Annotated in this window: 7 protein-coding genes; all 7 read right to left on the bottom strand. The window is 40.7% G+C overall.

Annotation, left to right across the window (positions count from 1 at the left end):
* The coding region (locus AKJ31_RS20535; RefSeq protein ID WP_083440002.1) for a conjugal transfer protein TraG N-terminal domain-containing protein at nucleotides 1–4,535 on the bottom strand (4,535 nt) is incomplete at its 3' end.
* A 2-nt stretch (nucleotides 4,536–4,537) separates the two neighbouring features.
* Nucleotides 4,538–5,962, bottom strand: a complete 1,425-nt coding sequence (locus AKJ31_RS20530) for a conjugal transfer protein TraH (RefSeq protein ID WP_053410902.1) — start codon at nucleotides 5,960–5,962, stop codon at nucleotides 4,538–4,540.
* Nucleotides 5,962–7,002 (bottom strand): conjugal transfer protein TraF, encoded by a 1,041-nt coding sequence (gene traF, locus AKJ31_RS20525; protein ID WP_053410901.1) that lies wholly within the window; start codon nucleotides 7,000–7,002, stop codon nucleotides 5,962–5,964. Before traF (AKJ31_RS20525) ends, AKJ31_RS20530 begins: the two co-directional genes overlap by 1 nt.
* A 123-nt stretch (nucleotides 7,003–7,125) precedes the next feature.
* Complete coding sequence (gene traF, locus AKJ31_RS20520; RefSeq protein WP_053410900.1) at nucleotides 7,126–7,401, bottom strand: conjugal transfer protein TraF; 276 nt, start codon at nucleotides 7,399–7,401, stop codon at nucleotides 7,126–7,128.
* Between the two features lie 562 nt (nucleotides 7,402–7,963).
* Nucleotides 7,964–8,344: a hypothetical protein gene (locus AKJ31_RS20510; protein ID WP_053410898.1), complete on the bottom strand. Its 381-nt coding sequence runs from the start codon at nucleotides 8,342–8,344 to the stop codon at nucleotides 7,964–7,966.
* Nucleotides 8,345–8,458: 114 nt separating this feature from the next.
* Nucleotides 8,459–10,138 (bottom strand): hypothetical protein, encoded by a 1,680-nt coding sequence (locus AKJ31_RS20505; RefSeq protein ID WP_053410897.1) that lies wholly within the window; start codon nucleotides 10,136–10,138, stop codon nucleotides 8,459–8,461.
* Between the two features lie 1,010 nt (nucleotides 10,139–11,148).
* The gene (locus AKJ31_RS20500; protein WP_053410896.1) at nucleotides 11,149–12,588 is read right to left on the bottom strand and encodes a hypothetical protein; all 1,440 of its coding nucleotides are present in this window, start codon (nucleotides 12,586–12,588) and stop codon (nucleotides 11,149–11,151) included.
* Between the last annotated feature and the right edge of the window lie 438 nt (nucleotides 12,589–13,026).

The raw sequence follows: 13,026 nt of genomic DNA, 5'->3' as shown, positions 1-13,026 counted from the left end.
CCCCCTTGGCCTTGCTCGGCATTAACTGCATTAGCAGATGTCGTAGTGCCTTGGTCACCGTTACCAGCAGGTGCGTTATCACCATTCGAGCTCGGTTTAGTATCTGCGCCTTGACCTTGCGCGGCATTACCAGCATTAGCAGGTGTTGTCGTGCCTTGGTCACCGTTACCAACAGGTGCGTTATCACCATTCGAGCTCGGTTTGGTATCTGCGCCTTGACCTTGCGCGGCATTACCAGCATTAGCAGGTGTTGTCACGCCTTGGTCACCGTTACCAACAGGTGCGTTATCACCGTTCGAGTTCGGCTTGGTATCTGTACCTTGGCCTTGCGTAGAGTTACGTGCATCAAACCCAGTTTTAGTATCTAGCTTTTGAATTGCACTCTCAAGACGTGCGCCTGCATCTTCCATACCTGGAGTCGCCTTAAGCGCCTCTGCAGCATTAACTAAACCGCCTCGCATTTGCTCATACTGCTTCATCTGCTCAACGCTTGTTGTCTCACCAGTGCCAAAGCCCATAAAACCATTTTTTTGTTCTGAACCGGACATTGCAGTATCGATGTTAGCCTTGTTCAATGCAGAAACATCTTTGCCACTAATGGCGTCAGAAATAACTTGATTCCCGACTTTGCTTAACTCGTTATAGTTGTCGCTGCCATTAATACCATCACGGTATGCACTGGTCGCAACGGATGCAGTATGTTCATCCTTTTTCGACTCCATGAACTGTTCAGCCTGTTCAACTCTAGAGCTTAAAAGTTGATAGTCAATTGTAGCGGTCTGCCCTTTATTCTCCATCTCGCTCATGATTGCTCGACCACCAGCAATATCGTTCTGCAACCGGTCGAATGCTGCTTCCTGTACCTTGTGGCCATACTGGTTAGCACCCTGCATTCCACCAGTATTAACATTGAAGCTACCCTCCGCAGCCTTTATCGGGTCATACTTATCATTCGTAGCCATTTGAAGGCCGGCGTTTGCCTGAGACAATGACAGCTCACCGCTATTAACTTTGTTAGCTAGTCCCGATAAGACATCTTTATCAATGCCAGATACGCGTTCCATAGCTGTGTTCACGGAGTTGACATTACGTTGCATTGTGTCAGCAAGAGCAGCATCTTCTTTATCACCGGTTGCACGTAGTCGAGCAATTTCAGTTTCTGCGCCTTTAGCCGCAGCTAATGTCCCTAATGCTTCTTTCCTTTCTTGGTCGGTAGCATCAGATCGCAATCCATTAGACACGCTCTCAACCAAATCAGAATGTTGAGTTTTAGAATCCTGACCAGTAATTTTTGCTGCAATATCATTACTCACACCTTCATTAGCGGCCAACCTTTTAGTTGCTTGCTCCTGCTTAGTTCCATACATAAGTTCATTCGCACTTTTTGCAAAACTCCCAACGCTTGGTGCCGCAGCTCCTACAACTTGACCTGCTTGTACATTGCCATCCGTTAGAGGCTGAACAAGTTTTGGCACCTCTTTTTGGGCAGCACCTGTTCTGTCATCAGCCTTCTTAAGAACTTGGTCTGCTTCGTCTTTCTTAGTTGGATCAGCTGCAACCGTTTTCTGAACCGCATTCTTATTTTCTTCATGGGTCTGAGATGGGGTTGTTGTTGCAATTACGGCCTGCTGACTTGCAACTGCAGCGACCGCACCAGCGCGACCTTGTTGATTAGCAGCCACGACAGATCGTTGAGTTGGACCGCCAGCTTCTTTTGCCGTTTGGGGGGCTTTTGTTGTTAACGGTGCTTCTGCAGCTGCCCCAATTGATCTAATATCATTTGCCGCTGCCGCCCATTGTTTTACACCGCCGCCGACATTTTCATTTAACGTATCAAGGTAATTGGCGCCAGCTTGGTAACGCTGGCTACCACTATTCTTCATGATGTCTTTCATAGCTGCATCCGCATAACGACCTGTCGCAGCCATTCTTGCCTGTAGAGATTTATCGCTACCAACATCATTCTTAATAGCCTTGTCATATTCTGCAGCATATTGGTCTGTTGTCTTGAACTGACTAGCCATACCTTTTAGCGAAGCGCCATCATTTGTGTTTGAGAAGGCTTTAAGAGCTTTCATATCCCCATTTAAGCCTGGCTCGTAGCCTCCTTGCTTCTTAAAGTCATCAAATTTTTGGCGTTGCTCTGAATCCATTGAACCTAATGCTGTTTTTTGTGCTACACCAGCTAGCAATGAACCATCTGCGAATTTTTCATCATTCGTATTATTTGATGCAGTTGAGGTAACACCTGCTAAGTTATAACTAATACCAGACGACATTCCTGCTATAGCAGCTTGAACGCGTGATTCCTGCTCCACTTGTTTCTGAGCTGATGTCCATGCTTTACTTGCTTCAACAGCTTGTGAACCAGACTCGCCAAAGCCAGCATTTTGCCCAGTAGAGCGTGAAGTCGATAAGGTTTCAGCTTTAGACAGCATCGCGCTACCACTTTCAGTATTGGCAAAGTTCCAGTTGTCACCTGACTGAGTAGTTTTCGAAGCTACATTACTAATTGCTGAGTCTAGTTTAGACTTGGCATCAATACCCATTTCACCTTTGACTGCTGCACCAAATTTTGCACTTACCGCACCATCCTTACCAAACCCAAGAGCTGCTGCAGCCTCAGCTTGTGCTTTAACACCCATACCACCTGACAATGCCAAACCGAGAGTTTTAGCGTCTTGCGCTGTGAACTGACCTGTCTTCATTAAAGTGTTAGCGTAAGAGTTGGCTCGAGCAATACCTTCATTCTTGGTTGCGGCTTCTGTTTGAGCTGCCGTTGCATTTTCACCGCCAACTGTCATGTTATTGAACATTGTCTGGTGAGCATTATTTAGTTTAGTGCCCTCAGAAGACATTAGTTCTTGAGCTCGTGCTAATGACTCAGTAGAAGTACTATTCAAATCTGTTTTCGTATTGTTTTGAGCCATACCTATTGGGGCAGAATTTGAACCATTATATGAACTAACAACACTCCCTGTACTGGAATCATAGGTTTGACTGTTGTGACCAACTGAAACCTTACCTGAATCAGCCGAACCTACAGCTTTTGGAGTTGCTACTGAGCCTTCGCTACCACCGCCTTTAGATGCACTGTTAGATAAGTTGATTGCGGTATGAACCGAACCGTATAGAAGCATTAAACTCAATGCAGGTACCATTGTTTGTAATGTGGCACCCATTGCTATGAATGACTCTAGTTCAGTAAAACTTGTGTTATAACCTGCCCACGAGAATGCATCGTAACTAGTTGAGTTAAACGATGCATTATTCATTGCATTCTGCAGGTACATATTCACTCCTACCTGCAAAATTGGCCAAGTATTAACCCAAATCAACAGAAAGAAATACTTGATGACCATTCCCATACCTTTTTCGCCAAAAGCGACTACAAAAGGCATAATAGGGCCAATCAGAAATACAAATGCTTCTATGTACGTGATAAGCGGGATCGCCATTTCTGACCATAAGGAATACTGAACGGCAGACGAAACCCTGCGTTGGTCTATTGCTTGGAATTCAGCCTGGCTCGCCATTAATTCAGCTTCGCTTGCCCAAGGACTGCCTGCTTTAGCCTTTTTCCAATGGTACTGAAGAATTTGGTTAACTTTGATTTTCCATGCATCAATGTTTACATCAGATAGCATGCTTTGACCTTCATTTAACTGCACCTCGTCTGCAGTACCTCTCATTGAGGCAGTATGTTCAGCAACATACTTCCAATCCGTTCCAATCGCAGAAGTCAACTTAGTATAAGCATCTCCACAACCCATTATTTTCCAGCCTTGACCGGCATCAACGTTAACTTCGGTAGTCCATCCATTATAAGTAACTTTCATTGCATCCCATGAGAATGGGTAAGTCGACATCGCTTGTTCGTTAATTTCTTGTGAACCATTTTTCAAATAAAGGTCTTTTAGCACGCAATTTTTCATATAACCTTGAACTGATTCAGAAAGGTCAGTTGCTGTACTACCCGAAGCTATAACAGCAGTAGCACTGTATGCTTGATTAGCCTTAAATTCATCGATGTCGCCTGTGAATCGCATTTTCATCAATTCACGTAATGGCTCTAAGCCGTTACCAGCCACTGGGACTGAACTTGGTTCATCGCTGTCAACTCCTATCATTGCACGATAACTACCGGTTGCCGCGCTTCCGGGTACATAAGTTGTGTGGTAGAACTCTCGCAAACTATTGGCCATCGTATATCCGAACGTAGTTGCAAGTGTTCCACCTAGTGCAATACCAACTGGAATATCAGGCATTGCATCAGCACCACCATCGGCATGAATGAGCGTGACAGGTACGGATTTTCCGAAAAGGATCAGAACTAGGAAGAAACCGATAAAAAACTGCTTGAATTCGATTTTTCCAGGGTTCCAAATACCGTTCCAAAAAACAGAAAGTAATCCGAGCATCAAACCAATTTTTGCAATCGAAATAGCGCCTTGCTCGAAAGCATGGGATAACCCAAGAAGCGCAAGTCGCATGAAGCTAGGGTCACCCATAGAATAAATTACAAAACCTGACATCCCTACACTCCACTCGCTGCCATTGCTTTAACTGCCTCAGCTAAAGTTTTATAAGTATTCATTAGATCATTAGCTGATTTTATTTCATCGCGTTTTTTCGTCTGGATGTCATCAATCTGAGATTGGAATTCGATCATCCTTCCTTTCAAGAAATCTATTAAGTTCTGGGTTGCTTTAGCGTCAGAAGTAGCACTCAATTCCGCTTTTTTGAGGATTTCTTGTAATTGGTACATCAAATCTTGTAACGACTTTTCCGCTACACGATAAGCTACTAGATTGGCTATCGCTTCTTGAGCACCATCATCTTTACCCGTCATAAATAACCATGTCATCATCGGAACATCAGCATTTTCTACAAACTTCTGCTGCTCACTTGTCAGGTTTTGTTTGGTTAGAATGCGTTTACGGATGCCTACTTCTGAACCGTCACCGTTTAACAGTTTAAGAGCTCTTGGATAAATCCCTTCCCACTCTACTTTTGCTGCTGAACCTGATTTAATTTTCGTACAAGGGAGACGGTTATCGATTTTAGTTTCACTAGTATCACATCTAAGTAATTCAATCTTTTCACCTTCTTTGTTATAAAGAAGGTCCTCTGCAGAAACTGTTTTTGCGTATGGAGTGGTTTCAAGTTCATCACCATCACCAACGGTAATGACCTTTGTACCAATTAACGACATAATCAGTTCTTGAATATCGTCTTTTTCCCAGCCTGTAGCAAAACTCCATTGATCAACTTTTGCAGCACCCAGTGCATCCCAAACGATATTCCCTTTAAGGCCTGGTACTTTGACAGATTTAGCGTCTCCATCTTCTGAACGTTCAGAGAAAAAGTCACCCCAACTACTCATGGCGTCAACTTTTGTTTCAGCATATGAACCTAATCGTTCTTGCCAACCATCTTTGTTTACAGTATCAGTAAGAGACTTTGCCAAACCTTGGCCAACTTTCGCTTCACTCAATGCATCCACAGTATCCTGACAACTCATACTTACTAAGTCATTAAAGTCATCAAGCTTATCTTGAATCCAAGCCATACCTTGAGCACATGATGGACATATGGATTCAACTGCCAAGTTAAATGCATAGACAGCCGCACCAGCAGCTATCGAACGGCCCATTTGAACAAGTTCCTCCTTCTTGATCAGCGATATTGAACCCGCAAAAAAATCAATTCCACCACACCCGGCATTCATGCTAGGCGCTTGAAAATTAATAACTTTTGGCTGATACATAGAAAATCTAGCACTAAACGTACCGAAGGCTACACCGTTGCGTTTCTGTGATTCATACACTTGAGAACCGGTTGCAGTGGTCATCATCCCGAATATTTCTTTTAAGGGGTCACCAGCCAAGGTTTGGCTAGGCATTAGCATAGAAAAGCTTAATGCTGTCGATGCTAATAACAGTCTTTTCTTACTATTCATCACGGTGTCACGTCCTGATTAATATTCTGGATGTCCTTCGTTTGGTCATATTGCTTTTGGAATTTGGCGCGTAGCTTGTTCGCTAGGTAATCTGGGTCACTGAACACTTTGTCTGGGTCGACTGTTAACTGGCTCTTAGTTGCGTCATCCAAGAGGATTTCACGAACGTCTTGTGTCGCATCATATTGTTCGCCGGTAATCCACCCTTCTTTGCTTGCTAACATGATGGTTCGACGCATCAATTCATCTGGCGCGGTAAGTCCAACGGCCAAGTTATGGAATTCACTGCCATCTTTCGTAACGAGGTAAATTGTGGGTGTAACCATGACCTGGAGTTTCTGTTTTAATGTGCCTGGGTCAGTTACGTAATCTGGAAATTCGTTATTAGGCAGCGGTCGGCCGTCAAGTGAGATCGCAAGTATGTCTATACCTGTTTCCATCTGCAGACGTTTGAGCATAGGTGCTTCTTTCATGCAGTAAGTACATGTAGAAGAGAAGAAAAAGAAGAACCCGACCTTATCTGCTAACTGTTTGATCAAATCACTTCGATTTTGTTTAGCCGCAATTTTTTGGTCTACTAGGGCAACTTGGTTCTCTGGTCGACGCAAAGTTTCATCCAAAGGCACTTCAAACTTTGATACTTGTTGTGCGACAGAGGCAAATTTCGAACTTTTATCCATCATGATTCGCTGGGCATAGAAATACCGCCTAACGTTTTCATAGGTTGGATTATCGATCGCTGAATCGCGTAATTTAGGTAAGTTCTCTCTAAGCCATGCAACATTGACAACTACTTCGTTGTTTTCAGTTGCTTCTTTCTTTGGCTTAGCTTCTTGTTTTGTTTCAGGTGCTTTTACTGGTTCTTTCTTAGGTTCTACCTTTATTTCTTGCTCAGGTTCCGGTTCAGGCTCATACCAAAACCAACCTTCACTTTTACGGTTATAGAAGGAGTCAGATGTATCGCTATTAGCAAATGCATTCGACGTATAAGCCGTCGTCAGGCAGACAGCCACAGCCAAAGATAAGATATGTTTTTTCATGCAATGAATATTGCAGGATTGGAATAGATTGCGTGTCGATTAAGTGGGTCTTAGTAGGCACACTTAATCGATATGATTTTGATAGCGTGGTAGCGCTAAAAGCGCTGGGTAGGAATAGGTATATTACTGAGGGTAAGTCGTAGAGTTAGCTTTCTTTTCAGCCATATCAAGCATAGCTTTTTGAGCGATAAAATATTTTCTAACGTTTGCTTCCGTTGGATCATCTATAGCTCTTTCACGAAGGATTGGTAGGTTATCTTTAAACCAAGCTTCTGTAAAAACAGATGGCAGTTCTAGATCGCTTGGAGAATCAACCGTTATCTGTTGTTCAGTTTCAATTGTAGAACATGAACATAGTGCAATTGCCAACAGGATTGGAGTTGTAAATTTGTTAATCATATTTACCAATGGGATTATTTAAAAGAATTACTGATGACTAACGCTTACCTTTACTATACAAGGTAGAGTCCTTTTCACAGAACGGGCATAGATTGTAGTTTCTTTCTGAGTGAAAGATATAATCTATCCCACATTTGTTGCAGACTTTTCTTGTGAAAGTACCATCCTTCAAGTACTCGAAAATATGATAAATTCTATTAATATCCATATACTGATTGTTATACACAACCAAATATGTACGCGCTAAAGACAGCAATTCAGTTGGCGTAGGTGGACGATGAAAGTCTGAATTATCAGGTACTGCATTGCAGTAATTACGATATACAATGTTTGCATGAACTCGGTGAACAACATGAGTAGTCATCCATCCAGAACCCTTACGAAACTTCCCTAGCTCTTTGTTAATCGATTTCTCTAGTCGTTTATCAACAACAAAGAATTTTTTCAGTACACGAGTATTAGCACCGAGTCTTGCCATTTGGTAAGAGAGTTGCTGTTTTTCGTAATAAATATCTGGTTCCCAACTTTGGGTTCTACGCTTCGATGCAGCACTACTCACAAACTACCCTCTCGCCTTTTTCAACGGAGTGGTAGTCAAACCAGAAGTATTAACGGGTCCACTATAAGCGTTGATGTGTGCAGCCGTGTTGTGAAACTCGTCAGTATTAGATTCTAACGAATCAAGAAGAGCTGTCATTGGACTTGCGCCGCGTAAAGTATCCTGGCCTTTAATCGTCAAGATTGGAGGGCAAGAATGTAAAGCGACCTGCAGATCATATGTTGACGTTTCTGCTAATCTACGTGCTTCTGCCGTGGAAATCTTAAACAATGCTGCCACACTGATAGGGTCAACACGCGCTAAATCTCGCATTGACATGATATATGCGGTCTGTGAATCCTGAATCGAGCGATAACTGTTATTGTCTAGTATTCCAATTTCCATTGAACGGCAGCCTTTAAAACGCAAATCATTAAACATGTAGTAGTATGATATGTCTGTTTGCTCGTTCGTTCAACAATTTTCCCTGTTGGTTATATACAATGAGTATTGAAAGGGTTAGCCGTATCCTAAATTACGTGGTGTTTCGTGAATTTTATTAAGCGCAGGATCTGTTTCTATCCAATTAACATCTGATTGATCTGCGAAAATATAATCGTCATGAAGCTTATCGATCCTTGCATAATTCCCTATTTCCCGGCGATTTGCATAGGTAACAACCTCACAAGAATTTTGCTCAGATGGCAATCTCTCCGTATTTGTAGAACGAACAGTGTTCGCAGTAGGTACACGCTTAGCGACCTCTGCTTCGACCGACTTCTTATGAGAATTTCTCTTACGCATTTGATATACATTGGTAGTTTTCCCTGCTGGTAACAATACTGGTATTGAACCACCACGAGGCAATGTGATTTTGTCTACAAATCGTAATACACCGTGTTCTAATAGCATTTGAGTATACTTTTTAGCTGTATTTCGGTTGCCTATACCACACCAATAGCACGCAAAGGTTAAGCTGAATGCAGTTGGGTCATCAATCTGATCGATGAAAGCTCGTTTACATTGTAATAGCTCTTTAAAACCAACATACAATCTTTCAGCTGACTTAGCATCAGTTGGCAACTCAGGTAAATCTGTAACTGGTTGAGGGATAATCAGCCCTGAATCTATCAATAATCGAGTTAACCAAGCTTTGTGCATACCAGATTTAAACTCTGTCTGAGGTATCCGACGACCACACTTCATCATTGCAAAGATATGCGCCAAATCGAACTTAACAGGGCCTGAGCTTAAAGTGGTCTCATGAACTTCATTGAAAGCAAAATATACAAGCCTTGTTGTATCTGAAAGAAGGCCAAGGCTGCAACTTGGTTTTCTATCTTCTACACCCGGAATTACAGACGAAAATGATTTGGAATAGTTTGATTTGGAACCAATACCCTCTACCGGAAGACCCATATACTCTGCTGCGCGAAGCCATGTTCCCGGATGCGAGAGTAATTCATCGAACTGCTCCTTAGTAAATGGCGCCTTAAGAGCTGGTGGTACTACAAAACCATTTGCAGAGCCATTACTAGAGGCTTTTCCGAACTGGCAAGGTAATCTATCTTTCGAACATTCACTTACTGAACTTAAGGAAACGTATCCTCTGTTCACTTTCTTTTTAGTTTTTATTTTAGGTTCTTTAATTGCTATATCTTTACCGTCATTGAATGTAGAGAATACAAAGTCATTTAGTACATTTACTGATGGTAGGTAGAAAAGCCTATTAGCATTAGTACAAGTTTGATCAATTTCAATGTTAAAGCGTTTAGCTGTTTCAACGTATACCTTATGAAAATCTTCTGGTTGTATTGGATTTGATGGAAATAGGATTACCCTCCATCTTGGTGCTTCATAGGTAGCACTGTATGTTGAATGGATTATATGAGCATATCCTTCAAGCTTACTTTCGAGTTGGCTTAAAGTGTAAGTGGTTGTTTTACAATCTACATCATAAACGAGAAGTGAAAGTTGTCTCACTTCTTCTATCGCTTTAGTTTTTGGTGAGTTAAATGTTCCTGGAATGTATGCAGGAACAGATTTATCTGTAGCTTTTTGGTGATGGGTTAAGATCTCCACAAGTTGAGCTTTAGTTAATGCCAACTCTTCTGTATGTAGATCGCGTTCGTCATCAACAAATGTTAATGGGTATGTTTTCTCTATAGCCTTTAAAAAGGCGTGTTTAGTCCCTGCCATAAGACACTCTTTTTGAGTGCATCCATAGTTGGGGACATTGACCTAATTATGATAGCTAGTATAATTAGGGGTGAAGGGCGTCCTCCAAACTTAATTGGATGCTTGAAGGATAGAGATTGCAGTCTTTATCCATCACAATATTTAATGTTGTAATGAAGCTGTTAGCCTTGCAGGGCTTTCAGCTTTTTTTTTACCATCGTTATGGTTTCAGTTGTAGAAACACATAATTGCAGTTATGTTTTTGAATCTACGAACTTATTAGATTTTAAGTTGATCTTGTCAATAGATCAACGATCTACTGATCATAATGGATCGTGCTGTAACCTATTGTTTATACGATAGATTTAATGAAAACGGCTAGATCTCCCCATATTTCCTTGATCAATTATCAAACTTTCAATACCGATCCGAACTTTCAGTACCGTTTTGAACTTTCAATACCGTTTTTGATCGTTTTTTTGTTATTTTCAAGTTTTCACGTTTACTCTTTTTTCATGAATGCGCGTAATTTTTAGCCATAAAAGGATGCTTGATTTTTTAATGTTTTAATAAGTTGTTGATTAAAAAGAAAAATTCTTTTCTAAAGACTATTTATTAAAATCATCTTTCCCGATTTAGGTTCAATTTATTTATTTTAATTCACTTTATTGGCCTTTAAATGCGTAGTGAATCCGTAAAATTTTTAAAAGTATGGAATCGTACTGGGCTGATATTGTAGTGATTTAGATCTCATTCTGAAATCTGTTGATTTATATACACTAATTATCAGATTCCCCTCCCCTATCCTATTATTGTTATGGTTTAGAGTTTTTATCCCTAGAAACAGTATTCGATAATACTTTTTGTACCGTTGATGCTCTCTAAAAGTTTCGCTGGTAAGTGACGACGTAACATTTGATTTTTATTACAAAACACTACCGTTTCTTCGCTCTAATAATTAGTAATTTTATTGTTTTCATAAAAAAGGTTGGCATTAAGGCCAACCTCGTTTATCTATTATTATGAATCGTTTAAAGGTACAGATTTTTCAGTATTAATGATGAAGTATCTATTTCTGGCAGTAACACGAACTGGCCATCTTCAAGTGACACCCTTATTCCACTTATGCAAGATGTCTCTTTCAATGCTATCCCCTGATTGTTATAGATGGGTTCGTACTCTACATCGATAACTTCAACTTCTCTATCAAGACTCTGGTCATACTCTTTTACTGACGCTTTAATCGCATGATTTTTTAGTATCTCGCTAAAGCTTTTCTTAAATTCCGTGATTGATAATTGTGGTGCTGTTCGGTCTTTAAGTTCCAGCCAATCTATTATTGCCATGCCTTTTTCACTGAAATAGTTTGATGTCCATAAATTAAATCCAAACACCAGACTATTCGATGTGGTTAGTGCATTTGAATACACTCGGGTCAATTCATGTATTGCCTCGGTGTTTCCGTCTATTTGTCTTTTTATTTGAGCAATAGTTTCTGGTGGGAATTGTAATTGCAGCACAATTGATCCTGGTGCTTCACTGGACTCTCCTTCGACTCTTAATGTCAGCATGTTTAGGTGCAAAGCAGAGTTGCTTGTCATCCCATATCGATGAAGAAACCATTTTGGTAGCTGTCGAATATGGAATGTTGTACCAGACAACCTCCTTATTGCTGTTAGTGCTGAGTTTTTATGGCCTCCGGTCTTGGGTAGCCTCAATGAGTTCAAAATTGCATTTAGAGGTATATTATAGGTTTCTGTAACTAACTCATCATTTTTAATTCTTTCTTTAATTATGTTTTCAAGGACAGTTATTGTTCCTATGTAGTATTTTAAATCGAATAGTAACGCTATTCTTTCACCCTTACCGGAACGTGTTTCTACAGCAACTCGCTCTGGTCCCCACAAAACATGTGATTCAATTTTAGTTGCATTTCCCTTGCGGTTAAAACGTAAAGCACCAAATAGTACAGTTGTTATTAGGTCGCAAAATGCTATATCTGTCAGCTCATGTTGGTTTATTAAATCTACATCTTCAATTTGTACTATTGGACGCGTGTCATTCTGTTTACTGTCTTCTTCTACCAATTTCTCGAATACAGCTGATAAGTTCGGTTGCTTAAATACGTAAAGCATACCTCTACGTCTATTTATTGGATCAGTTGTACAGGTGACAGTTTCAACTACTCCTAACTTTTCTAATTCCTTTAGATAGCTTCTTATAGTATTGACTGATAAACCAAATGAGTCTGAAACCTTACTAAGAGATGTTATTGATTCTTTTGAGCGCTCGCAAATATCGAAAATGGCATTGACCATTTCTCTTTTTTTAGGAGCTACACCTACCGAGGGTAGGAAGCGGTTTACTTTTAGCTGGAGCTCAGCATCTTCAAATTTCACTAGTGGAGCGCTTAAACCTTCTTCTTCATGAAGATGTATAAGGTCCAATGCGTCTGTTTTATTTGTTGCCATTTGATAGCTCTCTATTGCTTTGTTGTATAGGTGGCTATACAGGTTTTTGATAACCACAGTACACCGAAATCGTTATTTGACGTTAGGATTACCCTAAATGTCTCCCACGTGGGAGACTTTAGCAAAACGCACTATTTATCTATATCTATCAATAGGTTAGGTGCTATTTTAATTTTTAAAAAATTAACGCTGAGCAGTACTGCCACACTCGTTTCAGAGTGAAATGTCTCCCACGTGGGAGACTTTGGCAAAACTCGATATTTACCTATATCTATCAATAGGTTAGGTGCTATTTTAATTTTTTAAAAATTAACTCTGACCAGTACTGCCACACTCGTTTCAGAGTGAAATGTCTCCCACGTGGGAGACTTTGGCAGAACGCGCTATTTATCTATATCTATCAATAGGTTAGGTTCTATTTTAATTTTTAAAAAATTA

The sequence above is a fragment of the Vibrio hepatarius genome (assembly GCF_001274785.1).
Lineage (GTDB): Bacteria > Pseudomonadota > Gammaproteobacteria > Enterobacterales > Vibrionaceae > Vibrio > Vibrio hepatarius.
This window is presented reverse-complemented; position numbering and strand designations above follow the sequence as displayed.

Bases quoted from the DNA above. Each gene is read 5' to 3' on its own strand.
- AKJ31_RS20510 (WP_053410898.1), bottom strand. From the start codon at position 8,344: ATGGAAATTGGAATACTAGACAATAACAGTTATCGCTCGATTCAGGAT.
- AKJ31_RS20500 (WP_053410896.1), bottom strand. From the start codon at position 12,588: ATGGCAACAAATAAAACAGACGCATTGGACCTTATACATCTTCATGAA.
- AKJ31_RS20505 (WP_053410897.1), bottom strand. From the start codon at position 10,138: ATGGCAGGGACTAAACACGCCTTTTTAAAGGCTATAGAGAAAACATAC.
- AKJ31_RS20530 (WP_053410902.1), bottom strand. From the start codon at position 5,962: ATGAATAGTAAGAAAAGACTGTTATTAGCATCGACAGCATTAAGCTTT.
- traF (WP_053410900.1), bottom strand. From the start codon at position 7,401: ATGATTAACAAATTTACAACTCCAATCCTGTTGGCAATTGCACTATGT.
- traF (WP_053410901.1), bottom strand. From the start codon at position 7,002: ATGAAAAAACATATCTTATCTTTGGCTGTGGCTGTCTGCCTGACGACG.